The organism is uncultured Campylobacter sp. (assembly GCF_938039205.1).
Classification (GTDB): domain Bacteria; phylum Campylobacterota; class Campylobacteria; order Campylobacterales; family Campylobacteraceae; genus Campylobacter_A.
In genome coordinates this window covers 64226-88868 of record NZ_CALHVM010000049.1, presented here as the reverse complement: position 1 = coordinate 88868, position 24643 = coordinate 64226, and the positions used below count along the sequence as shown (strand labels likewise).

Genomic DNA, 24643 nt, shown 5'->3' with positions numbered 1-24643 from the left:
AACACTAAACTAAAATCAAATTTAAATTTGGAACGTCTTTTGCTTAAGTCATCTTAAAATTCACTTTTCAAAAAGGATAAAGCTATGATGAGATCACTTTGGTCGGGCGTTACGGGACTACAAGCTCACCAGATCGCTATGGATGTTGAGGGTAACAACATCGCTAACGTCAACACAGTCGGATTTAAATACAACCGTGCAAATTTCGACGACCTTATCTACCAAACTTCGCGTATCGCCACCGCACCGCAAAATCAACACGGCGGCGTAAATAACATGGAAGTTGGCCTAGGCACGCAGATAAACTCCACTACGAGGATTTTCAAGCAAGGCTCGTTGCAAACCACCGACAAGCAAACCGATATCGCGCTTCAAGGCGACGGATTTTTCATGGTGAGCTCCGACGGCGGCAAAACCACCTACTACACCAGAAACGGCGACTTTTCAAGAGACAGCGAAGGTAACTTCGTCGATAACGGCGGTAACATCGTACAAGGCTGGATGAGAGATGAGGAAACAGGAGAGATAGATCCTACTAGACCTATCGGCGATATAAAGATCCCAGTCGGCCTAACCGTGCCTGCGCGCGCTACGACAAACATCGCGCTAAAAGGAAACTTAGACAGCGGTAACGACGTAGGAAATAAAAAGATACCTATCTACAAACTAGACCAGTTTCATAACGGCGTAGATTTAGATAACGACGGAACTATAGCCGGTAGCGAAGTGCACGACGAAAATAACGTCGGTGCAAATAGATTCTACGTAAATAAAAACGGCGAACAAAGGATGACGGAGCGCGGAGCCGATTTAGGAGTATTATTTAACGGAAACGGCGATGCATATAACCTAAGAGACGCTCAGGGAACCGGCGGACAAGGTATATGGGCTAGCTATGCAGACGCCAAAACCGATGGATTAACCGTAGCTGGTGTAGGAGCTGATGGGTCTTTCGCTGCTCCTGGCAAAAAACTCAATATAACGCTAAATGGGAAAAATATAACTGGTGAAAATATACTAACTATCGGCCAATTAGCAGGTATAATAAACGGTAAATATAGCGAAACCGGCGTAGAAGCTAGCGTAGTAAACGGCAATAAACTAGTGCTAACTAATAGAAATAATCTTGGCACTACGGCAAATATGAAAAATATAAAAATGACCGTAAATACAGGTGGAGTTCCTGCAGATGACACAGGATTAACCGATATAAAAATTATAACTGCGTATCAATACGTATATAATAAAACACACGTATCTGCTACGCATGCTTACGACGATACAAAAGAAAGAGAAGTAACCACTACTGAGGATTTACGTGAAGCCATGCAAAGAGATGCAAGAGAATTTACCAACTATGATCATGTGCAAAATCCAGCAGTAACCGGAACTAACCCATTACCGGCAGCAAATCAAAATAACGGCGCACAAGTTATCGTAAACGAACACGGCCAATATCAATTTAAAAATCCTAGCGCTGCCGGCGCCAAAGACATGAATATTGCCGTAACCGGTTTAACAAACGCTACTAAAAACGTAACCGAAAACGTCAAATTTACAGCATCTATGGCGCCTATTTCAGGATCTTTAAGCGCAGGCGGAGCAACTAGGGTAACCGATAGCTTAAATATGGCTGCCCATAGTTCAAGTACCGATCTTTACGATAGCTTAGGCACAAAACATAACGTAAAAATGGATTTTATAAAACGCGGCTATACAGAAAACGGAGGAACAGAGTGGACGATGGTCATCCAAGTGGCCGAGCCAAACTCTATAAATACCGTAGAACCTAGAAACGTAGTAACAGGTTACGTGAGATTTAACCCGGACGGTTCGCTAGCGACGTATAGTCCTGCCAGTATCACTTTCGGCGCACAAAACGGTTCGGCTATCGGCCAGCACATCGAGCTAAAATTCGGTACTACGCAGACCACCGACGGACTAACGAGCACCGATAATAACTCAAGCACCGCAGACATCAGTCAAGACGGCTACGCTAGCGGCGAGCTAAACGGTATCAGGATAGATCAAAGCGGAACGCTAGTAGGATCATTTACGAACGGCCGAAGCCTAGGACTAGCGCAAGTGGGCGTGGCTAAATTTGCAAATAACCAAGGCTTAGCCGGCGAAGGCGGAAACCTCTTCTCACGCACGGCAAACTCCGGCGATCCGATCATCGGTGCGGCTCAGACGGCTGGACGCGGTAAGATCTCAGCCTCGAGCCTAGAGATGAGTAACGTCGATCTATCTCGCTCGCTAACTCAGCTCATCGTCGTACAGCGCGGCTTCCAGGCCAACTCAAAGACGATAACCACGAGCGACGAAATGCTAAACACGCTGCTTCAATTAAAATAATTTATTTCTTCGGGCTTTAGTTTCGTCTAAAGCCCTTTTTATTCATTTTTAGCTAAATTTACCGCTAAATTTAACTAAAAGAGTCAAAAATGCAAGTAACGCTTCTAAATTACACCCCGCTAAACATCTGCTCGCACGCTATCCGAACGTGCTGGCAAAGCTTTGAAAAAGGCGACAACGGCGGCGAAAAAGATGTCGAGCTCATCGAGCGCGTCGGTAATAAATTTAAACACGCCAGCACGCTTGAGCACCTCTACTACAACTTCTACATCCAGGGTATCTCGCGCGCCCTACTGCAAGAGCTAGCCCGTCACCGCGTAGCTAGCCTCAGCGTCAAATCAACGCGCTACACGCTAAAAGAGCTCAAAAAAGAGGCTAAATTTGAGCTTGGCGACTTTGATCGAGCGGCGAGATTTATAGTATTAACGGGCGACGAAACGGTCGATAACGCAAGCATCAAAGCGCTGGAAAACCTGCGCGAAATCCTCGCAAACACGACAAAAAGCCTCGACATCGTCAAATACTGCCTACCAGAGTGCTACAAAACCGAGCTAACGTGGAGCGTAAACGCGCGCAGTTTGCAAAATTTCCTCTCGCTTCGCAGCTCAAAATCAGCTCTTTGGGAGATCAGAAACCTATCGCTAAAACTTTACGAGTCGCTACCGCAGGAGCATAAATTTATATTCGAGGATCACGTAAATCAGGAGTAATAGAGCGCTTTGTGACGCCTCCAAGATAAAAGCAATGCTATGTGAAAATTTTAAGACGAAATTTAAGGCAAGATCAGGGGCGATAAATGGAACTATTTGATATTTTTAAAAAGGATAAATTTGACGTCGATGTGCGCTCGGACGGCGTTTTCATCGGCGGCGTAAACTGCGGGTTTGATCTAGCTAAATTTAATGAAGCCTTGGGCCAGCCGCGCGTGATCGATGACGGAGAGGGCATAAGCCGCTATTTTTGGGATGAGGCGGGGATTTTTGCCTTCGTGCGCGCAGACGAGCTCGCAGAACCGAAGCTTTCCGAGATAAATTTGATGCTTGAGGTCGCAAAGGGCGTGCAGCACGAGGTTCCGCGCAAGCTATACTGCGGCGCGTTCACGCTAGAGGGCAGACCGCCGCTTGAGGCTGTACCGGAGCAGGAGCTGCGCGGCGCATATATATTTTTGGAGCTTAGCCTGGGTAAATTTGAAGTATCACTAGCTCTCGCGCAGGCCGTACAGGAGCGCATAGGCGCGATGGACTTCGCCGAGCGCTTCGCTAAGCGCGACACCGACGAGATCGCAGACATCGTGCGAGCTGCGAAAATGCCGATAGGGCGCGTCTGTATCAATCAAAAAGAGAAAAAGCTAAAGCCGAGGCCGAGCGATAAATTTAAGCTTCCGTGTGCGGTGGGCGAGACGCTAGCGTTTAAAAATTTCAATTTTAAAATCGCCGTGATGAACGAGCTGATGTACGAAAAAGCCCTGCTACAGCCTAAATTTGACGTGTTTGAATACTGCGAGGAGCGCGGCATCGATCCGTACGCGGACTTCGGCGCGCTGCCGCAAGCCAAAAAGTGGTTCAAGGACTATCCGGTTCCTGTGGATTTGGCGGAGCAGCTGAGCGAGCTATATCTTGACGGCGGAAATGAAATTTATCTGCAAATCGCGCCTGATTGGGACGGCGAGGACGAGATTTTCGACATTAAAAACATAGATGCCGCCGAGCTTGCGCCCCTCAAAAATCTTAAAAAAATCGAAACGACCGGCATCGGCATATCCAAAAAGGCGCGAAAAACCTGCGCGGATGCGGGAATTACGATAGTTGATTAGGCGCGGAGATAAATTTTAAACAATCAAATTTTGCACTCAAAAATGGCAAAATTTGAAGCCAAATTTTACTAAAAAAACAAGCGAAAATTTGAGCTTATTTTAAGCGTAAATTATTCGCGTGCGTTAGCGCGATAGCGATGGCGTCGGTGATATCAAGCGGTTTGATCTCCTTTGTTATACCGAGGATTTTCTTAACCATAAAGGCCACCTGCTCTTTGTCGGCCTTGGCTTTGCCCGTGACCGTTTTTTTGACCTGAAGCGGCGTATACTCGGCAAAATCTCCGTGAAGCTGCAAAATTTTAAGACTAAGCGCTCCTCGAAACTGCGCGAGTTTTAAAACCGTTTTTGGATTATAAGCAAAAAATATGTCCTCGATCGCCACCTCGTCAAATTTGTGATTTTTAAAAATCAGGTCGAGTCCCTCGCAAAGTTCGGTGATTTGATACTGCAAAGAATTCGGTTTTATTTTGATTAGTCCCGCCTCGATCAAAATAGTTTTCACGGGCGTCTTTTCGACGATCGCATAGCCGCAATTTCGCGATCCCGGATCGATTCCTAAAATTTTCATCTCATCCTTTTCAACGGTTTTTCACGCTTTTTTCACGGCGTGAAAAACGAATTTCAACGCCATTTTAACAAATTTAAGATAAAATCTAGCGAATCAATCTTAAAGGCAAAAATTTGGTCGCAAACGAGGTTTTGGAGCTACTTTCCAAAGAAATTTTACCGTCAGAATTTGAATGCTACATCAAGCAGCTTAAATTTAACGAAAAAAGCTCAAATTCGACAAACGTCGTATTTAACGCGCCAAACGAGATTATCGCCAAATTTATCCAGACCAAATACGCCTCAAAAATCGCTCACCTTTTTGAAGTAAAAACCGGGCAAAAACCGGTCGTTGAAGTCCAAGCCCCGACCAAAACCGCAAGCAAACCGGCCAAAAAAGTGGACGTCAAAGAGATAAAAGCGCAAAGCAGCCTGCTAAATCCAAGCTACACGTTTGAAAATTTCGTCGTCGGCGACTCGAACCAGTTTGCATTTTTAAGCGCAAAAGCTGTTTCCGAGCAGCTGGGTAAAATTTACAATCCGCTTTTTATCTATGGCCCGACTGGACTTGGCAAAACTCACCTTTTACAATCGGTCGGAAATTTTTGTCTAAACGGCGGCAAAATGGTCATTTGCGTAACAAGCGAGCAGTTTATCACGGACTTTACTTATAACCTCAACAACCACTCGATGGAGCGATTTCGCGAAAAATACCGAAACTGCGATGTTTTACTCATCGACGACGTGCAGTTTTTAGGAAAAACTGATAAAATCCAAGAGGAATTTTTTCACACGTTTAACGAACTTCATGCCAAAAACGGTCAGATAGTAATGACCTCGGACCGCCAACCAAAGCTGCTAAAAGGCTTTGAAGATAGGCTAAGAACGCGTTTTGAGTGGGGTATCATCGCAGACATCACGCCGCCGGAGCTCGATACTAAAATCGCAATCATCAAGAAAAAATGCGAGTTTGATAAAATTTATCTCGACAAAGACGTCATAAACTACATCGCAACGAATATGGGCGATAACATCCGAGAAATCGAAAGCGCGATAATAAATTTAAACGCTTACGCAAGACTAATGAGGCAGGAAATCACGCTAGAGTTTGCTAAAAATATCCTGCGCGATCAGATAAAAGAAAAGCGCGAAAATATAAACCTAGAAAATATCGTAGAAATCGTAAGCAAAGAGCTAAACGTCAAACCAAGCGAGATGAAAAGCAAATCACGCTCAAAAAATATCGTCGAAGCTAGGCGCATCGTGATATATCTGGCTAAAAATTTGACGCCAAACTCGATGCCGCAGATTGCGCAATTTTTCAACATGAAAGATCACTCCGCTGTAAGTCACAGCATAAAAAAAATAAACGAACTAATAGAAACGAACGAATATTTTAAAGTTCGCGTCGAAGAACTAAAAAATAAAATTTTAACCAAAGAGTAAAAACGTGAATAAAAGTGAAAAAATAAGCAGTTTTTTTAACGCTGCAAATGCCCTATTTAAAGCAAATAAAAGCAGTTTTAAACTTTTCACGCCCACTACTAATGCTACTAAAAGAAATTTAAAAACAAAAGGAAAAAAATGAAAGTCGCGATTAATAAAAACGCTTTAGAAAGCATCGTAACAAATAGCAATTCTTACCTAGAGAAAAAAGATCTAAGCGCTATAACTTCGCATATATTTATTGGAGCTAAAGACGGTATCCTAAATATAAAAGCAACAGACCACGAGATCGGTCTAGCCTATAAGCTCTCAAACGTCAAAATCATGGACGAGGGAAATGCTACTGCAAACGGTAAGAAGTTACTTGACATCATAAGAAGCTTAAAAGACGAAGAAATAACGCTAGAGACGGTAAATAACTACCTCTACATAAAACAAAAAAACTCAAAATATAAGCTTCCAATGTATAAATTTGAGGATTTTCCAAATTTTCCGACGATAGAAAACAAAAATAAATTTGAAGTCGACGCCGTAATGCTTGGACGAAGTTTAAAGAAAATTTTTACAAGCATAGATAATAATAACCCTAAATTTGAGCTAAACGGCGCTCTTATTGACATTAAGCAAAACTATATAAACATAGTCGGCACCGACACGAAAAGGCTTAGCGTTTTTAGATTTGAAACGCCAACTCAGAACGAATTTTCCCTAATAATCCCAAAAAAAGCCATTAGCGAGATACAAAAGCTATTTTTTGACAAGATTGAAATTTACTACGACGATACGACTCTGATCGCTCAAAGCGCAAATTTCGAGTTTTTTACAAAGCTTATAAACGGCAGATTTCCTGACTACAACAGAGTAATCCCGCAAGAAATCAAACGAAGACTAAGACTAAGCAGAGATAAGATGATAGAAGGCATCAAAACCGTCTCAATCATCTCTGAGAGCACGAAAATAGTATTTGCTCCTCAAACCATAAGCTTTGAAAGCATCGTCGAAGATAACTCGGAAGCTAAAACGACGATAGAATTTGCAACCGGACTTGAAGAAGAGATCTACGTCGGCGTGAAAAATAGATACTTGCTTGATTTCCTACAAAACATCGAAGAGGAATATTTCGAATTTGGATTTAACGACTCAAATTTAGCCTTTACGGTGAGCTCAAACGAGCTAAAAACGGTAATCATGCCGATAAATTTATAAAATAACAAAGGTAAATAATGCAGCAAAATTACGGCGCGGAAAATATTAAAGTTTTAAAAGGGCTCGAAGCGGTTAGAAAACGCCCCGGCATGTATATCGGCGATACTAACATAAGCGGCCTACATCACATGATCTACGAGGTCGTCGATAACTCAATAGACGAGGCGATGGCTGGCTACTGCGATACGATCGATATCGAGCTAACGCGCGAAGGCTCGGCGATAATCAGCGATAATGGTCGCGGTATACCGGTAGGTATGCATCCGACGGAGAAAATTTCAGCTGCAACGGTCGTTTTAACCGTGCTTCACGCTGGCGGTAAATTTGATAAGGACACTTACAAAGTCTCAGGCGGCTTGCACGGAGTTGGCGTTAGCGTAGTAAACGCCCTTTCTAAAAAACTGGTCGTAAATATCAAACGTGACGGCAAACTACATAGACAAGAATTCTCAAAAGGTATCCCGCAAAGCGACCTTGAGGTTATAAAAACCACAAATAGAACCGGAACTCAGGTAGAGTTTTGGCCGGATGACAGTATTTTTGAGGTTACGGAATTTAACGATGAAATTTTAGCTAAACGTTTTCGCGAGCTAGCCTATCTAAATCCAAAAATAACGATAAATTTTAAGGATCAAAGAAACGGTAGAAGCGAGAGCTTTCACTACGAGGGCGGACTTGAGAGCTTTGTAACGGATATGAATAAAAACGAAGCCGTAAGCAAAGCCGTATCATTTAGCGGCGGCGAAGAGGACGTTTTAGTCGATTTTGCACTGATGTACAACGATACTTATAGCGAAAATTTACTAAGCTTCGTAAATAATATCAAAACCCCTGACGGCGGTACGCACGAAGCTGGATTTCGTGCGGGTTTAACTCGCGTGATAACAAACTATATCGCAGCAAACGCTGCAGCCCGCGAAAAAGACACGAAAATCACGGGCGAAGATATCCGCGAAGGCCTCATCGCAGTTATAAGCGTCAAAGTACCAGAACCGCAGTTTGAAGGCCAAACGAAAGGAAAATTAGGCTCAAGCTACGTAAAACCGATCGTTCAAAAGATGGTTTTTGAGGTACTTAGCAAGTATTTTGAAGAAAATCCGATTGAAGCTCGCGCGATAATGGAAAAAGCGTTAATGGCGGCACGCGGACGTGAAGCTGCTAAAAAAGCTCGCGATCTAACGCGTAAAAAAGAGGGTCTAAGCATAGGAACTCTGCCCGGTAAACTAGCTGACTGTCAGAGTAAAGATCCAACGATCAGCGAGCTTTATCTGGTGGAGGGCGACTCCGCGGGCGGCTCGGCCAAGCAAGGACGCGATAGGGTATTTCAGGCGATTTTGCCGTTAAAAGGTAAAATTTTAAACGTTGAAAAATCACGCTTAGATAAAATTTTAAAATCAGACGAAATAAAAAATATGATAACTGCTCTAGGCTGCGGTATCGGAGACGAATTTGACGCCGAGAGGCTTCGCTACCACAAAATCATCATCATGACCGATGCCGACGTCGACGGTAGTCATATTCAGACGCTACTTTTGACGTTTTTCTTTAGATTTTTACACAAAGTCGTGGAAAACGGTCATATTTATCTAGCTCAGCCGCCTCTTTACCGCTATAAAAAGGGTAAAAAAGAAATTTATCTAAAAGACGAAAGAGCGCTCAATGAATTTCTAATAGAAACTGGCATCGAAGGTGTCGAGTTTGAAGGTATAGGAAACGCTGATCTCATAGACTTTTTAAAGATAGTCGCGGCTTATAGAAGCGTATTAAAAGAGCTTGAAAAACGTTTTAGCGTGATTTCTGCTGTTAGATATATGATCGAAAATCCTGATATCGTCTCAAAAAGCTACGGTGAAATTTATGAAATTTTGAAAAATTATTTAGAAGCTCAGGGACACAATATCCTAAACTCATACGTCAGCGAAGAAGAAGCGCGAATTTACGTACAAACCGAAAGTGGCTTGGAAGAGCTTTTGGTAAATGAAAATTTGTTTACAAATCCTCTTTACGAAGAAGCGCTTTACATCAGCCAAAAGATAAAAGAGCGCGGTATTGAGCTAAAAGGCGACGTAATAGACGTACTAGACGAGATCGAAAAAAATGCCAAAAAAGGCGCCTATATACAACGCTATAAAGGCCTTGGTGAGATGAATCCAGAACAGCTATGGGAAACGACGATGAACCCTGAAAATCGCCGTTTGTTAAAGATAAACATAAACGATGTAGTAAGCGCCTCAGATACGTTTAATCTATTTATGGGCGACGAGGTTGAACCGCGAAGAAACTACATACAAGAGCACGCAAAAGACGTGAAACATTTGGACGTATAAATGCTAAAATCAGAACTAAAAGAACGATCAAATAGGTTTAAAACTGCGCTCGAGATCTCTTCTATTTTTATTTTCAGCGTTATTATTTTGATGTATATTTTCGTTAAAAAAGATGATATAGATTTTGACATCAATGACATCATTTTGATCACTATTTTAGTTCTATGTCAAGTTTATTTTACGGCCTACAAAATTTATCAAAGCTTTCAAACGAGCGTGCTTGATCAAGTTACGAAAGCCTATAATAGAGACGAAATTTTAAGACTTTTATCAAAGCAAGCTTCTAAATTTAAAGGCAAAAATGGCGGCAATATGCTAATGCTAAAGATCGAAAATTTAAACGATCTAAATGAGCGTTATAGCTTTGTTAGTACCGATATTTTGCTCAAACGACTAGTCGAGCGACTGGAGAAATTTTTAAACGAAAAAGTATCTAAAAACACTCTAATCGGCAGATATTCAAATGAATATTTTTTGATATTTTGCGAGAGTAAAAGCACCGAGCTAATCCATCTTTTAAACGTTTTTGAAAAGAGCATTTTGAGCGACGGAATTTACAATATCGAGCTAAAGATCAAATTTGACGCTATCGACATAAATCACTCGGCAAGCCTCAAAAACTCGGTTTCTTATCTCATCCAAAAGCTAAACGAGAGCGATAGCGAAGATAAAGTGGACATCACGGACGATCTTGAAAAAGACGTCTGCAACTGTATCGACATGCAAAGGTTTATCTTTCAAACTCAGCTCGTAAAAAGCCTTCGTTTCGGCCAAAATTTGAAAAATATCATCATAAAAGTTTACACCGATAAGCAAGGTCTCGTCTCAAAAGCAAAAGTGCAAAATATCGCGAACAAAAACGGCTATGAGGTGCTTTTTGACATAAACGTTATCAAAAAGCTATCCGAGCTTAAATTTAAAGACGAAGATCCGATCGTGATTGAAATTTCGTCGGTCTCGATTAGAAATTTGAAATTTACGAATTTTATAAAAGAGTTCGTGCAGCTAGGTAAAATCGATCCAAATCGCGTTATTTTCGAGTTTAGCGAGAAACTAGTATATGACGAGATAAATAGATTTAGAGAAATTTTGACGGAGTATAAAAACCTCGGTTTCCGCTTTGCGCTTAATAAATTCGGCGGCAACAACGCTGGCTTTGAATATTTTAAATATTTGCCGATAGATTTTGTTATTTACGATATCGAATTTAACAAAAATATCAAAAACGACAAATTTAAAACTCTGTTTGAAAATCTAAATTTGACCGCAAAAAGAGTAGGCGTAAAATCCATCGTGAGATTTGTGGAGGACGACGAGTTTTACAACATCGCGGAGCGCTATCAGACCGACTTCGCACAGGGCTTTTTCATAGAGAAGCCAAAAGAAATTTAAAGGAAAAAAATGCAAGAAAATGAGGTCGTAGAGCCAAAATACGGCGAGAAAATAGTAAGCGAATTTGACGTAGAAAAAGACCTGGAAATCTGGGAAAACAAGCACGAGCGCGATTATAAGATCAAAATCACGTTGCCGGAGTTTTGCTGCCTATGCCCGCGCTCTGGTTATCCTGATTTTGCGACGATATATCTTGAGTACGTGCCTGCTAAATTCGTCGTCGAGCTAAAAGCGATCAAACTCTACATCAATAGCTTCATGACGCGCAACATCAGCCACGAAGATAGCATAAACGAAATTTACGACGTTTTAGAGCGAAAGCTAGCGCCAAAATGGATGAAGATCACGGGCGACTTTAACCCGCGCGGCAACGTCCATACGGTGATCGAAATTTGCTCTGACGAGATAATCAAAAAAACGCAAGAACAAAGCTTTGAAGCACCTAAATTTGAGAAATTTTCGCGAGATAGCGAGCGTAGTTTTGATAGAGGCGGTTACGGCGGACGCGAGTCTAAATTTAGCAAAGACGGCTCTCGCGGTAAGAGTTTCGGAGCCGATAGAAGAGATACAAAAAGCGGCGATAGAAAACCTCGCGCGAGTGTGAGTAAAGATAAATTTGACGATAAACCGCGAAGATCGGGCAGCAAAGACGGCTTTAAAAAGCCTGAATTCGCCGGCGAAAAACGCGCTAGAGTCGTGAAAAAATCATCGGAAGATAAATGATAAGCGCGCAGCTCATCGAACACATCTTTAAGGCTGCGTCCATCTCGCGCTGGAACGACTATCCCAAGATGACGAATTTAGTCGAGCTTGATAAGCAAGCGCACAAATTTATCATCGCGTATTTCATCGCAAAGCTCGAGCACGGCGTCGATATGAACTACATTATCGAGGCCGGTATTTTCGAGTTTCTCGCGCGAGTCGTGGTCACGGATATACGCCCAGATGTGTTTCATCAGATGCAAAAAACCAAAAACGAACAGATCAACGCCTGGGTGTTAACGATCCTAGAAGGGCTCGTAAAGGACGTCGAGGGTGGTAAATTCTTAGAGCGGATGCGCCGCTATCTCACGCATAAAGACAAGGCTCACGCTAAAGAGCGCCTGATCCTAAAGGCCGCTAGCTACCTCGCGACGCGCTGGGAGTTTTCGATCGTTTATCAAACGAGCAAATTTTTAAGCGATATAGACGAGCTAAAAGCGCGCGTGGAGGAGGAGCTGGAGGATTATTACGAGCTAATAGGCGTGCGCAAAATCGTGATGAATCAAAAGCTAGCTAAGCTAGTCGATCTAGCCGGCAGACTGCGCTTTCAAAAGCGCTGGGCACAGACGCCGCGTATACCTGAAACGGCAGTGCTTGGCCACATGCTAGTCGTGGCGATTTTGAGTTATTTTTACTCGCTTGAGGTTAAGGCCTGCAAAACTAGGCTAGAAAATAATTTCTTTTGCGCGCTCTTTCACGATCTGCCCGAATCGCTAACGCGCGATATAATCAGCCCCGTAAAATACGGTATCGAAGGGCTAAACGAGATAATCAGCGAATACGAAATGCGCCTGATAGACGAGAAAATTTTGCCTTTCGTGCCTGAAAATTTTAGAGACGAGTTTAGCTATATCCTGGGCATCCGTATGGAAGGCAGCAAATTTATCAAAAACGAGTTTGAAAACAGGATCTGCGAGAAAAAGCCTCTGCATCACGAGGGCACGATGGAGAACGTAAACGAGGATAAATTTAACGCCATCGACGGCAAAGCACTTAAATTTTGTGACAAGCTCGCGGCGTTTTTTGAGGCGGGGATCTCGATCAGCTACGGCGTAAAGTCAAACGAACTAACCGAAGGCTTTAATAATATGGATAAATTTTTTCAGAAAAATCAGAGCTTGGACGGAGTGAATTTCTCAAAAATCTGTGATGACTTTAAGGAGCATTTTTCGCTTTTACAGGTTTAAAAACCCTCCCTCAGATGACTGCGGCACACGCCTAGCCTAAGTGCTCTGCTGTGTTCCCACCCTGAAGCGGTGCTTAGAAGAGACATTGCACAGGTCTAAGAAAGGGCAAGAGCGATTTTACTCAAATTTTACTTAAATATATTTTAGGCGGCAGCATGGGATTTGATATAAAATGTAAATTTTTGTCGTTGTTTAGGGAGTTTTTGGTCTATCACCACCGCTCGCTGGAGTTTCGCGCGAAGATCTTCGCGGCTATCATCTCAGCCAAGCTCAATCCCGAAGAGGACGATTTTGCAAATTTATACGACATATCAAGCGAAATTTACGGCAGTGACGAGAACCGCAAACGCGTACTTATCGAAACTACCAGAGAGTATGTTTCCCGCATCAAACGCAAAGACCCGATGACGCTTGATAGCTTGCTCTTAGCGATCGATCAGGCCATCAGAGCAAACAAAAACTACGCGCTAAAGATCGACTTCGAGCATCTGCGCAGGCTCATAGACGCCGACGAACACGAAGGTCTCGTGCAGCAGCGCGTGTATGATTTTTTACTATATGAGGTAAAAACCTACGCGCCAAACAGATAAAACCTCAAATTTGAAGCTCAAATTTTGCCTATTTTTACTGCTCTTTAGCGGTGTTTTTTATGTGGCTTTTTATTATGGATTTGATTTTTTGGGAGGCGATGCGCTTGATGACGGCATTTATAAAGGGTCGGCATGCCTGAGGCCGGTAGCGCAACCGACATAAATTTTACCGTCAAAAAAGCCGGTATCTACGAGATAAGTTTCATCTACGCACAAGATCCGCAAAAGCAAAAAGAGGAAGAAAAGCTCAGCGAGGAGGCCTTCCCGGGATACGGCAGCGATGCATTTACGAAGTGGTTTTGCGAGAGGTCTATAGCTGCTAAGCTGGCTGGATACTACGGTTATACGGCGCAGGGCGTCCCTGAGCCAATTGGCACGAGTGAAGAGGAAAAAGCGGCCTGTACTGGCGAAAAAATATTGCTAAAAGTAGTGCTAAAATCCATACAAAACCGCAAAATAAGCTACGCAAAAGGTGGCGAAATAAACGAGCTAAAGCAAAATTTGAGCGCCATAACCGAAACGTTTGATCTGTCAAAATACGGTGAGACTTCATGGTGCAGCGTGCAAAACGGAGGCTTTGCGCACGGTAAAGTTTTGCTTCGTGCTGAGCTCAAAAAAGGCAAATATGGCATAAAATGCAGGCTCTAAGCGATGCGCCCGAGCTAAAAAAGATCGTGACATTTATTAAAATCAGCAAATATCACAACTGGAAGTGATGATTTGCGAGATTTTGAGCGCCAAATTTGCCCTTTTGAGCGTCAAATTTGACTAAATTTACTAAAAATTCCTAAGCCCTATTTCCAAATTTGAACGTATCAAATTTGGATCAAATTTAGCCTTTGCCTGCGCTAAATTTCCAAAATTTTCGCCCGTGTTTAGGAAATTTTGTAGATAGTAAACGCCTCTGTATCCGTGCTCGTACAATATCTCGCTCATCGCCGAGATATCGCCCTCATCCAGCAAGTCCGCGTGCACCGTCGTTCTAACTTCAAATTTAAGGCCATTTTGCAGCAAAAACTCAAGCGTTTGCAAGAAGTTTTTATACAAATTTGAGCTGGTAACCTTTAGAAATTTCTCTTTCGGCGCTTTAAAATCAAGCGCGATATAGTCGATCAAATTTAATGAGATAGCCTGTCCAAGCGCGGTTAAATTTGAGCCGTTAGTATCGACTTTGAGCGAAAAGCCGCGCGACTTTACCTCGCGAGCTAGCGGCAAAAAAGCTGGACTAAGCGTGCATTCGCCGCCGCTAAAAACTACACCGCTAAGTTTGCCTTTGCGCTTGTCTAAAAATTTGATAAACTCAGCACGGCTGATCTGTCCGACGCCCGTGACGATAGGGACGTTGTAACAGTAGGCGCAACGCATGTTGCAGCCTGCAAACCACGCTATACAGGCCGTTTTGTCGGGGTAGTCGAGGGTCGTAAATGAGGTGAGCGAGTAAAGCGGAAAATCAGCGTCTTTCACGTTTTACTCGCAAGATTTTAGTGGGATTTGGGCTCGCAAAATTTGACGCGCTCTTTGTGCTCGCCTTTTTTGCCGAGGTTAAAGCTCTCTACAGGGCGGTGGTAGCCCATTACGCGGGTGTAGACGACGCATTTCGTGCGTTTTGCTTCGAGTGAAGCTAGGATTTCTTTGTCGCTCATTTGTCACTCCTTGATAATTGATGTCAAATAGTATAGCACTTTGTAGATAACTACCGTCTTAAATTTCTCGGCACGTCTTTATTTTTCAGCCATTGTTAAAAGTATGGTAATATCCACGTTACGATTAAATTTAAAACAAAGGAAAAATATGACAAAAGTCAAATTTCACGGCGCAGACGTCGCGCTAAAAGGCGAAGAGGTATTTGTAGGTTCGTATGCGCCAGAGGTCGCGCTAGTCGGGCAGGATCTAGGCGAGTTTAAGGTTGGCGGCAACAGCGGCATCGAGATACTAGTCGCAGTGCCGTCGCTAGATACGGGCGTTTGCGCGACTGAGACGCGTAAATTTAACGAAAAAATGGCAGCGAAACAAGCGATCAAACTAAGCTTGATTTCTATGGATCTGCCGTTTGCGATGGGGAGATTTTGCTCTACGGAGGGCATCAAAAATTTAAAAGTCGGCAGCGACTTTAGAGCTAGAGAGTTTGGCGAAAAATACGGCATAATCATCGGCGAAGGGCCGCTTGCGGGGCTTTTAGCTAGAGCCGTTTTCGTTATCAAAGACGGTGTCGTCATCCACAAACAAATCGTCCCAGAGATCACGGACGAGCCGAACTACGACGCGGTATTTGACGCGATAAAATCAAGCGGAGGTTGTGGGTGCGGGTGTATGTAAGCCGCGAAATTTAAAGGCCGCGAGAGCGGTCTTTTCTGCAAAAATTATCAAATTTTTACACCTAAATTTGCTTCTCATCTTTTAATATAACGATATCAAATTTTAACTAATATCCATAAAATTAAAATTATTTTTGCCAGCGCCTGTGAATTAACGGTGTAGAGAGTTTGGTAAAACCAAATATAGAAAAAGCGAGCCACGCTTAAATTTGCTTGGATTTTATGGCAAATTTAAGCACTCACCAGTAAAATTTAATCTAAATTTTACTGACACCCCTCGCACTCGATTGAGCGATCGGCGACGTTGTTTAGTTTTTCGCTATCTGGGCTTTCGGAGCGTAGATAGTAGGTCGATTTTAGTCCCAGCTCCCACGCTAGCGTGTAAATTTCGCTCAGATATCCGCCGCTAGCTTTGTCTAGGCTCATAAATATATTTAGGCTCTGTCCCTGGTCGATCCACTTTTGGCGGATGGCGCCGGCACGTACGAGTACGCGCTGATCTAGCTCGTAGGCAGGCGTGTAGAACTGCCACGTCTCAGGGCTGAGATTTGGCACGACGTTTGGTATCATACCGCTTAGGTTGTGCTCGAACCATTTGCGCTTATACACGGGCTCGATCGTCTGCGTGGTGCCCACGAGTATGCTGATGCTCGACGTCGGTGCGATCGCCATCAGATAGCCGTTTCGCATACCGTCTTTTTTGACCTTTTCGCGTAGTTTGCTCCAGTCGCAGGCGTTCTCGTCAAACAGCCCGCCTCTATCGTTTAGAAGCGCTTTGGCGTTTGCATTTGCCGTGTCGATAGGCATCACTCCCCTACTCCACTTTGAGCCTTCAAAAAGCGGATACACGCCCTTTTCTACCGCCAAATTTGAGCTGGCGTAGATGGCGTTGTAGCTTATGTTTTCCATCACGCTATCGATCAGCGCTAGGTGCTCGTAGCTGCCCCATTTCACGCCGCGCTCGGCTAACATCTGCGCCTCGCCCATGACGCCAAGGCCGATCGAACGGGAGGCTAGGTTGGTGTGCTTGACCTTTTTGTGCGGGTAGAAATTTAGATCGATGACGTTATCTAGCATACGTACGGCGATCGGTACGACGCGCTCGATGTCCTCTTTTTTGTTGATTTTGCTTAAATTTATGCTCGCGAGGTTGCACACGGCGGTTTTGCCCTCGACGCTTTCTTTTTCGACGATGAAAATTTGTTTCCCATCGATGCTATCTAGCGCGCTTAGCTTTTTGGCCTTTTTGGTTATGCCGCTATCAACCGTGACGTCTTCTTCTTCGTCAAATAGCTGCTCGGAGCCGCCCTCAAACGTGATCTTGATCTTGTAGTAGTTTGGCTGCGTATTTTGGAAAATTTCGGTGCATAAATTTGAGCTTCTGATAATGCCGTCGTGGTCGTTTGGATTGGCTTTGTTGGCATTATCTTTAAAGCACAAAAATGGCATGCCAGATTCAAAATAGCTAGTTAAAATTTTCTTCCACAGCTCCTTTGCCATGACGACGTTTTTTTGGATCTTTTCGTCGTTTTCGTATGCTAGGTAGCGTTCCTCGAATGCTTCGCCGTATAGATCGCACAGATCGGCAACCTCTGCTGGATCAAAGAGGCTCCAGCGAGCGTTTTCTTTGACGCGCTTCATGAAAAGGTCGTTTATCCAAAGCGCAGGGAATAGCTCATGCGCTCTGCGTCGCTCTTCGCCCGAGTTTTTGCGTAGATCGAGGAAATCGCTCACGTCCATGTGCCACGGCTCGACGTAGACGGCTATCGCACCCTTTCTTGTGCCTAGCTGATCGACGGCGACGGCGATGTCGTTCGTGACTTTTAGAAACGGTATGATGCCGCCGGCCGCGTTTTTATGTCCGTCGATGCTGCCTCCCATAGCGCGCACCTTGCACCAGTCCCAGCCGATACCGCCGCCAAATTTGCTAAGCAAGGCCATCTCTTTGTAACTATCGAAAATCCCCTCGATATTATCGGGCGTGCTTCCTACGTAGCAGGAGCTTAGCTGGTGACGCGTCGTACGGGCGTTTGAAAGCGTCGGAGTGGCGAGCATGACTTCAAATTTAGATATGAGGTCGTAAAATTTCTTCGCCCAGCCTTGGCAGTCTAGTTCGTTTTGCGCGAGAAACATCGCTATGGCCATAAACATCTGCTGCGGTAGCTCTATCGGCGCGCCGCTGCGGTCTTTGATCAGGTAGCGGTCGTATAGCGTCTTGATGCCTAGATACGCAAACTGTAAGTCGCGCTCGGGCCTGATGTAGTCGTTTAGGTCGTCCAGGTCGTATTTTTCTTTTAGCCCTGGGATAACGCGACCTGTTTTTTCGCCTTTTTGCAGATAGTCGCGTAGGTGGTTGTAGCCGCTAAAGCCCGTAACCTTGTGATAAAGGTCGTATAAAAATAGCCTTGCTGCGACAAATGTCCAGTTTGGGCGGTCGATGTCGATCTTTTCGACGGCCGTTTTGATGAGGGTTTGCTGGATCTCCTCGGTCGTTATCATATCGCGAAATTGAATTTTCGCATCCACCTCAAGCTCACTTAGGCTTACGTTTGCTAGCCCTGCGACCGCCTCGCTCGTGTATTTTTTGATCTTGCTTACGTCAAGCTCTTCCGTGCGTCCGTTTCGTTTGAGTACTTTCATTAAATTTCGCCCTGCTTTCCGAATACTCTCGCGAAAATCCCATCCACGTGCCTGGCGTAATACGCATAATCAAAGCACTCTTTTATCTCTGCCTCGCCTAGGCTAGCGCGTAGCTCCTCGTCGGCGAGCAAATTTTGTAAAAACAGGCTCTCGCCGTTTTCGTTTATCGCCTTTTTGCCCCCTTGCAGATCCGCCCAAACCTTCATCGCGTTGCGCTGTACGATCTTGTACGCGTCTTCGCGCGAAATCCCGCGTTGCGGAAGCTGCAGAAGCACGCGCTGAGAAAATACTAGCCCACCGGTCAAATTTAGATTTTTCATCATATTTTCCGGATAAACTACCAAATTTGCGATCAAATTCGTAATGCGCGCTAGCATGAAATCAGCCGTGATGAAGGCGTCCGGCAGGATAAATCTCTCGACCGAGCTGTGGCTGATGTCGCGTTCGTGCCAGAGCGCGACGTTTTCGAGCGCGGGCGTCACGTATGAGCGTAGCATCCTGCAAAGTCCGGTGATGTTTTCGCTAAGCACGGGATTGCGCTTGTGCGGCATCGCGCTAGAGCCCTTTTGACCTGGGCTAAAGTACTCCTCGGCCTCGTAAACCTCCGTCCTTTGGAAGTGGCGCACGGCGACGGCGATCTTTTCGCAGGTGGCGGCTAAGACAGCGATCGCGCTGATGACGTGGGCGTAGCGATCGCGCTGGATGACTTGATTTGACGCTGGGGCTGGCTTTAGGCCTAGCTGCTCGCAGGTTAGCTCCTCAAACTCGAGCGGAGCGTGAGCGAAATTTCCCATCGCGCCGCTTAGTTTGCCGTATGCTGCGACCTCTTTGGCGTCTTGCAGTAGCTTTAGTGCGCGCGCGACCTCGTCGTACCACACCGCGAGCACGAGCCCGAAGGTGATCGGTTCGCCGTGGATGCCGTGGCTGCGGCCGACCATCATCGTGTTTTTGTGCTCCTGAGCTCTGGTTTTGATCGCGCTCATGAGGCCTTTTACGTCCTCGATAATAAGCTCCATGCTGCTTTTGATCTGAAGCGCGACGGCGGTGTCGATGCAGTCTGAGCTAGTCATGCCGTAGTGCACGAAGCGGCTCTCCTCGCCCAGACTCTCGCTCACGCTCGTTAGAAACGCGATCACGTCGTGCTTGGTCGTCTTTTCGATCTCGTCAATGCGTGCTACGTCAAATTTGGCGTTTTTGCAAATTTTCTCGCAGTCCACATCGCTGATGAAGCCCAGCTTATTCCATGCCTTGACCGCAGCCTTTTCGACTTCCAGCCACGCACTGTATTTTGCCTGCATATTCCACTTCTGCGCCATCTGTTCGCGCGAATATCTCTCTACCATCTTTAGCCTTTTTTATGCGAATTTTTATATAATTTTTTAAGGAAAGATTATATAAAAACTGGGCTGAAAAGGCGGTTAGTATCCGCTAAATTTGCCCTTAAATTTTAGATTTAAAGAGTGAAAATTGCCTTATATTCATAAATTTATCGCGAATGCCGAAGGGCAAAAAGCGTACGAAATTTTACTGCAAAACGGCTATAAGATGCGCGAAGCCCAGCGGCTCATTGACAAAGGCAGACTTATCTGCGACGGCGTAGTCGTCAGCGAGAAAAACGCATTGCTAAGCGGCGAAATTTGCTTGATAGAGTATGAGACGAACCCGCGCGGTTTACAGCCGATTTTTGAGTGCGATAAATTTGCCGTTTTTGATAAACCTAGCGGCGTGCTCAGTCACCCAAACGGCAGGCACTGCGAGTACTCGCTAAATGACGAAATTTGGTCGCTCTACGGCCGCGAGGCGTCGGTCGCACATCGGCTGGACTGTGAAACTAGCGGACTCATCGTCGTTGGTAAAGATAAAAATGCGGTCGTAAATTTGAAAAAACTTTTTGAAAACAGACAGGTTTATAAAAGTTACGTCGCGCTCGTGTACGGAAAAATAAGCGAAAATTTGCGTATCGAAGCGAATATGGATCTAGCAAACGACTATGACGACGTGAAAATGCGAATGCGAATTTGCGAGGATGGCAAAAGTGCAGTAACGGAGATTTTGCCGATAGAGTATTTTGCCGATATCGATGCGACGCTGGTTCGAGCTGTACCACTCACGGGCAGGCAGCATCAAATTCGCTTACATTTGTTCCACGTGGAACATAAGATTTTAGGCGAACCGCTCTACGGGCTATCACGACCGCAAATCGAGAAAATTTTAGATAAAGAGATAAGCGAAAGCGAGCGAATTTTAACGACTGGTGCACTGAGGTTGCTACTACATTCGGATGAAATTAGTTTTAAATTTGATGGCGTAGAGTACAAAATAAAATCCAAATTTGACGCTAAAAATGAGTTTTATAACCTCGTAAAATTAAAATAAAAGATAAGCAATGAATTTAGACATCAAGCAATTAAAATCAGAATTTGAAAGCGGACTAAATACGCAAAACTGGTTTAAAAGCGTTGGCAAACACTCGTTATATGTTGATAAAATTTTCGCTCCGTTTCGCGTTAAATTTACAAAATTTAAGCAGCTACCAAAGCTGTTAAAATCAAACGAGTGAGCGATATCGATCTTGATATTTTTGCCGAAATTTGCCGTTTTAGCGATCAAATTTTACGGCAATACTTGCTTACGGATGATCTCGCAGTTACTGCGCGAGAGATTTTGTCAACTAAAAAAGAGCGATTGATTCAAGATATTCAGACATGCGACTTTCCGAGCGAGACCTATGGCTATTCGGTGCTTCCGATTGTTTTGCGCGCATTTCAAGAGTGCGGTATACGTAAAATTTGCCTAAATTTCCGCATTGATTTCAATACAAATTTGCTAAAAATATTAAATTTAGGCTACCTTCCTTGCGGTTGGGAGTGCAATGCGCCAAAGCCCCGACAGGCTTATAATCCGATTACATTTGTAGGCGATAGCGTAAGAAGGCAGGATAAATTTAGCTACGACGACGGAATATTGTATGTTTATTAAAAAATAAAATTTAATCGCAACTCATAAACTTTACGGTTTTGTTTTCGCTGTTATTGCATTATAAATTTTTACCGATCTGCCTTATGGTTTAAAAATAATCGCCGAATTTTTTTCTACTTTTTTGAAATTTTTTATCTTGTATACATCCTTTTTATCACGGTGACAGAGCATCAAATAGGTCGTAAAGTGCAAAATATCTAAAATTTCGGTCCTTAAATTTTTTATCTTCTATCTCGGTTTCTAGGCAGATTTTTAGGATTTTTTGAAAATTTTCTTATCAAAATAGCAAAAATCGTAGAGCAAAACAAAAAACGAGCTGTCGTTATTTCTGTCTATTTGCTCTCTCAAAAATGCTATATCATCGGTTTTGTTCATCATAAAAAGCCGTCTTTATAATCAGTCCGAGCCCTGCAAAAACAACAACGCAGACGAAAACTATCTGGGATATATCAAGTAGCGTCATTTTGCCGCCTTGGCTATCGTTTTGCCGCTCGTTTGGTTGTCGCGCTCTTTTAGCTGACCGCACGCTGCGCTGATATCTAGCCCCTTGCTCTGCCTGATGGTGCAGGTCACGCCGTGATCGCGCAGATACGTCTGAAATGCCTCCATGTCGGCTGTGTTTGGGCGTCCGTATTCGCTACCCTCGTGCGGATTAAAGTAGATCAAATTTACCTTTGCCTTGATGCCGTGTAGCAGCGAAACGAGCTTTTTGGCGTCCCTTATACCGTCGTTCATATCTTTTATGACGAGATATTCAAACATCACTCGCTTGCGCATATCGATGGGAAACCCCCTCACCGCCTCCATAACGGACTCGATTTTGTAGGCGTTATTTATCGGCATCAGTTTGCTGCGAAGCTCGTTAGTAACGGCGTGCAAAGATATCGCTAACAGCACGCCCAGATCCATCTCGCCGAGCTTTTTTATCTGGCTGCCTAGACCGCTCGTACTAACGGTCTGGCGGCGCGGTGCGATAGCTAACCCGTCGTTTTCCTTTAAAATTTTTATGGCTTTACTAACGTTTTCTAGGTTATCTAGTGGCTCGCCCATACCCATATATACGACGTTTACGCGGCGTTCGTAGGGGATTTTATTTTCTCTTTTTATCCATAAAATTTGCCCTACGATCTCGCCCGGCGTTAGGTTTCTCGTTAGTCCGCTCTTGCCCGTTAGGCAAAACGAACAGCCCATGCGGCAGCCTACCTGCGAGCTAACGCAGATCGTATAACGAGCGTGGCGCGCCACCTCGCCGTTTTTATCGTTGAGCTCCTCTTTCATCGGCAGCAACACGCTTTCGATACGCAGCCCGTCTTTGAGCTCGAAAAGATACTTTATAGAGCCGTCGCTGCTCTGCTCAAATTTGACGCATTTTAACGGATCGAGGTAAAACTCCCGCGCCAAATTCGCGCGCAAATCCTTTGGCAAATTTAGCATTTCATCAAAACTAGTTGCATTTTTCTTATATAGCCATTCGAAAATTTGCTTCGCGCGAAACGGCGGCGAGAGCTGTTCTTTTAGCTCGTCAAATGTAAAATCAAGCAAATTTTTCAAATGTTTCCCTTTTGTTTTAGGTATTTTTCGAGCTCTTTTTTGGCTTGCTCGTGGTTTTTGCTAAAGTCTGCGTGCGCGTTTTTGTCGCAGAAATTCGTCGCTACGAATATGCCGTAAGCGGGGATTTGAAATTTTTGTGCGACTTTAAGGACGGCAAAAAATTCCATATTTTCTAAAAAATATCCGCGATCAAAAAGCTCGTGAGCTAAATTTTGATCGGTCGTGATGAAATTTGAGGAATTTACCTTGCATGTTCCACGTGGAACAACAGAAGCTATTTCACTCTCTATCGGCGAATAGTTTTTGTTCTCTAGGCTTGAAATTTCAATATTTGCTACGACCGAGCTCTCGTAAATTTTAAAAATTTCACCTTCCTTGTAAAGTCCTGCCGAGCCTATAAAAATGATTTCACTCGGTAACGCGTTAAGAATTTTATCCGGGTTTTGTGAGGTTTTTACACTTTGCAAAATAGGCGAATCTATCAAATTTAGCCTCTCGTCAAGCTGCTGCTTAGCCGTCAAATTTTGCTCGTATCTACCGCGACCATCAGCCATAGCTCGCTTTTGCAAAAGCGCCGTCAAATTTATGCTCATATCCACTAGCCCCACGCCCATAGGTAGAGCGAATGCAAATATTTCGTTTCGTCCGGCTGAGATAATCACGTCCCGTCCTTTTGCGCACTAAATTTGAGCTCAAATTTCACAGCCTAACCTCGATACCTTGCTCTCGCAAATATCTCTTAAGCCCCTTGATTTCGATCTCTCTAAAGTGGAAGATAGAGGCTGCCAAGCACGCGTCTGCACCCGCCAAAAATGCGTCCTTAAAGTGCTCCATATTGCCCGCACCACCGCTTGCGATCACGGGGATATCAAGCGCGCTAAAAATCCGCGTCAAATTTAACTCAAAGCCGTTTTTGACGCCGTCGCAGTCCATCGACGTGAGTAAAATTTCGCCTGCGCCTCGCTCCTGCGCCTCTTTTGCCCAGGCAAGAGCATCTTTGCCGGTATTTAGCCTGCCGCCGTTTATAAAAACGCTATAGCCCTCGTCCGTTTTCTTCGCGTCGATCGCAACTACGACGCACTGCGAGCCGAATTTATTTGCCGCTTCGTCTATCAAATTTGGATTTTTTATCGCGGCTGAGTTGAGGCTGATTTTGTCGCAACCGACGTTTAGTAGGCGCGATATATCGTCGATCGTGCGTATGCCGCCACCAACAGTCAGCGGGATAAAAAGCTCGCGCGCGACCCGCTCTACGACGTCTACGATCGTATCGCACTCAAGGTGCGACGCCGTGATATCGAGGAAGCACAGCTCGTCTGCGCCCTCCTCGTTGTAGCGTTTGGCTATCTCGACCGGGTCGCCAGCGTCCACGAGACCTACGAAATTTACGCCCTTTACCACCCGTCCGTCTTTGACGTCTAGGCATGGGATTATGCGTTTTGCAAAATGATTCATCGCTCTTCTTTAGCTAAAATTTTGCTTTATTTTACCTAAATTTGACTTATCTAATCATTACATAAGATATTTTTGGGTA

Annotated in this window: 23 protein-coding genes, 1 other RNA gene and 1 pseudogene; 14 read left to right on the top strand and 11 right to left on the bottom strand. The window is 44.4% G+C overall.

Annotated features, from left to right (window positions below; all coding sequences use genetic code 11):
• Nucleotides 1-84 precede the first annotated feature (84 nt).
• The 3 genes from flgE (at nt 85) to Q0394_RS07185 (ending at nt 4168) form a co-directional block, all read left to right on the top strand.
• A complete protein-coding gene (gene flgE / locus Q0394_RS07195; protein ID WP_298946430.1) occupies nt 85-2355 on the top strand; it encodes a flagellar hook protein FlgE in 2271 nt (756 codons plus the stop codon).
• Between the two features lie 89 nt (nt 2356-2444).
• Nucleotides 2445-3065, top strand: coding sequence for an FAD-dependent thymidylate synthase (gene thyX / locus Q0394_RS07190; RefSeq protein ID WP_298946429.1), 621 nt, complete (start codon nt 2445-2447; stop codon nt 3063-3065).
• Nucleotides 3066-3151: 86 nt separating this feature from the next.
• Complete coding sequence (locus Q0394_RS07185; protein ID WP_298946428.1) at nt 3152-4168, top strand: hypothetical protein; 1017 nt, start codon at nt 3152-3154, stop codon at nt 4166-4168.
• Nucleotides 4169-4262: 94 nt separating this feature from the next.
• On the opposite strand, the gene ruvC is transcribed toward Q0394_RS07185, so the two are convergent.
• The gene (gene ruvC / locus Q0394_RS07180; RefSeq protein WP_298055869.1) at nt 4263-4736 is read right to left on the bottom strand and encodes a crossover junction endodeoxyribonuclease RuvC; all 474 of its coding nucleotides are present in this window, start codon (nt 4734-4736) and stop codon (nt 4263-4265) included.
• 113 nt (nt 4737-4849) lie between these two features.
• Between ruvC and dnaA the strand changes: the two genes are divergently transcribed.
• From dnaA to Q0394_RS07150, 6 genes and pseudogenes are all read left to right on the top strand, one after another.
• Nucleotides 4850-6160: a chromosomal replication initiator protein DnaA gene (dnaA, locus tag Q0394_RS07175; protein ID WP_298946427.1), complete on the top strand. Its 1311-nt coding sequence runs from the start codon at nt 4850-4852 to the stop codon at nt 6158-6160.
• A 138-nt stretch (nt 6161-6298) separates the two neighbouring features.
• Nucleotides 6299-7366: a DNA polymerase III subunit beta gene (gene dnaN / locus Q0394_RS07170; RefSeq protein WP_298946426.1), complete on the top strand. Its 1068-nt coding sequence runs from the start codon at nt 6299-6301 to the stop codon at nt 7364-7366.
• 17 nt (nt 7367-7383) lie between these two features.
• Nucleotides 7384-9693, top strand: a complete 2310-nt coding sequence (gene gyrB / locus Q0394_RS07165; RefSeq protein ID WP_298946425.1) for a DNA topoisomerase (ATP-hydrolyzing) subunit B — start codon at nt 7384-7386, stop codon at nt 9691-9693.
• The gene (locus tag Q0394_RS07160; RefSeq protein ID WP_298946424.1) at nt 9694-11085 is read left to right on the top strand and encodes an EAL domain-containing protein; all 1392 of its coding nucleotides are present in this window, start codon (nt 9694-9696) and stop codon (nt 11083-11085) included. It abuts the gene before it with no gap.
• A 9-nt stretch (nt 11086-11094) separates the two neighbouring features.
• Nucleotides 11095-11493, top strand: a pseudogene (gene queF / locus Q0394_RS07155) (preQ(1) synthase); the annotation flags it as partial.
• Between the two features lie 311 nt (nt 11494-11804).
• Nucleotides 11805-13034, top strand: a complete 1230-nt coding sequence (locus tag Q0394_RS07150; protein ID WP_298946422.1) for an HD domain-containing protein — start codon at nt 11805-11807, stop codon at nt 13032-13034.
• 4 nt (nt 13035-13038) lie between these two features.
• Here Q0394_RS07150 and ffs read toward each other — a convergent pair.
• An RNA gene (gene ffs, locus Q0394_RS07145) (signal recognition particle sRNA small type) lies at nt 13039-13136 on the bottom strand.
• Nucleotides 13137-13189: 53 nt separating this feature from the next.
• Here ffs and Q0394_RS07140 point away from each other — a divergent pair.
• Nucleotides 13190-13624: a hypothetical protein gene (locus Q0394_RS07140; RefSeq protein ID WP_298792704.1), complete on the top strand. Its 435-nt coding sequence runs from the start codon at nt 13190-13192 to the stop codon at nt 13622-13624.
• Nucleotides 13625-13756: 132 nt separating this feature from the next.
• Complete coding sequence (locus Q0394_RS07135; protein WP_298946421.1) at nt 13757-14272, top strand: hypothetical protein; 516 nt, start codon at nt 13757-13759, stop codon at nt 14270-14272.
• 129 nt (nt 14273-14401) lie between these two features.
• On the opposite strand, the gene Q0394_RS07130 is transcribed toward Q0394_RS07135, so the two are convergent.
• Both Q0394_RS07130 and nrdD read right to left on the bottom strand, forming a co-directional pair.
• On the bottom strand, nt 14402-15088 hold the full coding sequence (locus Q0394_RS07130; RefSeq protein WP_298946420.1) for an anaerobic ribonucleoside-triphosphate reductase activating protein: 687 nt from the start codon (nt 15086-15088) through the stop codon (nt 14402-14404).
• A gap of 17 nt (nt 15089-15105) precedes the next feature.
• A complete protein-coding gene (gene nrdD, locus Q0394_RS07125; protein ID WP_009494742.1) occupies nt 15106-15267 on the bottom strand; it encodes an anaerobic ribonucleoside-triphosphate reductase in 162 nt (53 codons plus the stop codon).
• Between the two features lie 148 nt (nt 15268-15415).
• On the opposite strand from nrdD, the gene tpx reads away from it, so the two are divergent.
• Entirely contained in the window at nt 15416-15940 is a 525-nt protein-coding gene (gene tpx / locus Q0394_RS07120) for a thiol peroxidase (protein ID WP_298946419.1), read from the top strand.
• Nucleotides 15941-16203: 263 nt separating this feature from the next.
• On the opposite strand, the gene Q0394_RS07115 is transcribed toward tpx, so the two are convergent.
• Both Q0394_RS07115 and purB read right to left on the bottom strand, forming a co-directional pair.
• Entirely contained in the window at nt 16204-18579 is a 2376-nt protein-coding gene (locus Q0394_RS07115) for a ribonucleoside-diphosphate reductase subunit alpha (RefSeq protein ID WP_298946418.1), read from the bottom strand.
• Complete coding sequence (purB, locus tag Q0394_RS07110; RefSeq protein ID WP_298946417.1) at nt 18579-19922, bottom strand: adenylosuccinate lyase; 1344 nt, start codon at nt 19920-19922, stop codon at nt 18579-18581. The genes Q0394_RS07115 and purB overlap by 1 nt, the downstream gene beginning before the upstream one ends.
• A gap of 124 nt (nt 19923-20046) precedes the next feature.
• On the opposite strand from purB, the gene Q0394_RS07105 reads away from it, so the two are divergent.
• Nucleotides 20047-20955 (top strand): RluA family pseudouridine synthase, encoded by a 909-nt coding sequence (locus tag Q0394_RS07105; RefSeq protein WP_298946416.1) that lies wholly within the window; start codon nt 20047-20049, stop codon nt 20953-20955.
• 10 nt (nt 20956-20965) lie between these two features.
• Nucleotides 20966-21139, top strand: coding sequence for a hypothetical protein (locus tag Q0394_RS07100; RefSeq protein WP_298946415.1), 174 nt, complete (start codon nt 20966-20968; stop codon nt 21137-21139).
• A 671-nt stretch (nt 21140-21810) separates the two neighbouring features.
• Here the strand turns inward: Q0394_RS07100 and Q0394_RS07095 are convergent.
• The 5 genes from Q0394_RS07095 to hisF are packed head-to-tail and all read right to left on the bottom strand — an operon-like array spanning nt 21811 to nt 24564.
• Nucleotides 21811-21936, bottom strand: a complete 126-nt coding sequence (locus tag Q0394_RS07095; protein WP_298946414.1) for a hypothetical protein — start codon at nt 21934-21936, stop codon at nt 21811-21813.
• On the bottom strand, nt 21917-22021 hold the full coding sequence (locus Q0394_RS07090) for a cellulose biosynthesis protein BcsF (RefSeq protein ID WP_295147635.1): 105 nt from the start codon (nt 22019-22021) through the stop codon (nt 21917-21919). The genes Q0394_RS07095 and Q0394_RS07090 overlap by 20 nt, the downstream gene beginning before the upstream one ends.
• Entirely contained in the window at nt 22018-23109 is a 1092-nt protein-coding gene (gene rlmN, locus Q0394_RS07085; protein ID WP_298946413.1) for a 23S rRNA (adenine(2503)-C(2))-methyltransferase RlmN, read from the bottom strand. The genes Q0394_RS07090 and rlmN overlap by 4 nt, the downstream gene beginning before the upstream one ends.
• A complete protein-coding gene (locus tag Q0394_RS07080) occupies nt 23106-23771 on the bottom strand; it encodes a purine-nucleoside phosphorylase (RefSeq protein WP_298946412.1) in 666 nt (221 codons plus the stop codon). Before Q0394_RS07080 ends, rlmN begins: the two co-directional genes overlap by 4 nt.
• Nucleotides 23772-23808: 37 nt before the next feature.
• Nucleotides 23809-24564, bottom strand: a complete 756-nt coding sequence (gene hisF, locus Q0394_RS07075) for an imidazole glycerol phosphate synthase subunit HisF (RefSeq protein WP_298946410.1) — start codon at nt 24562-24564, stop codon at nt 23809-23811.
• Nucleotides 24565-24643 lie beyond the last annotated feature (79 nt).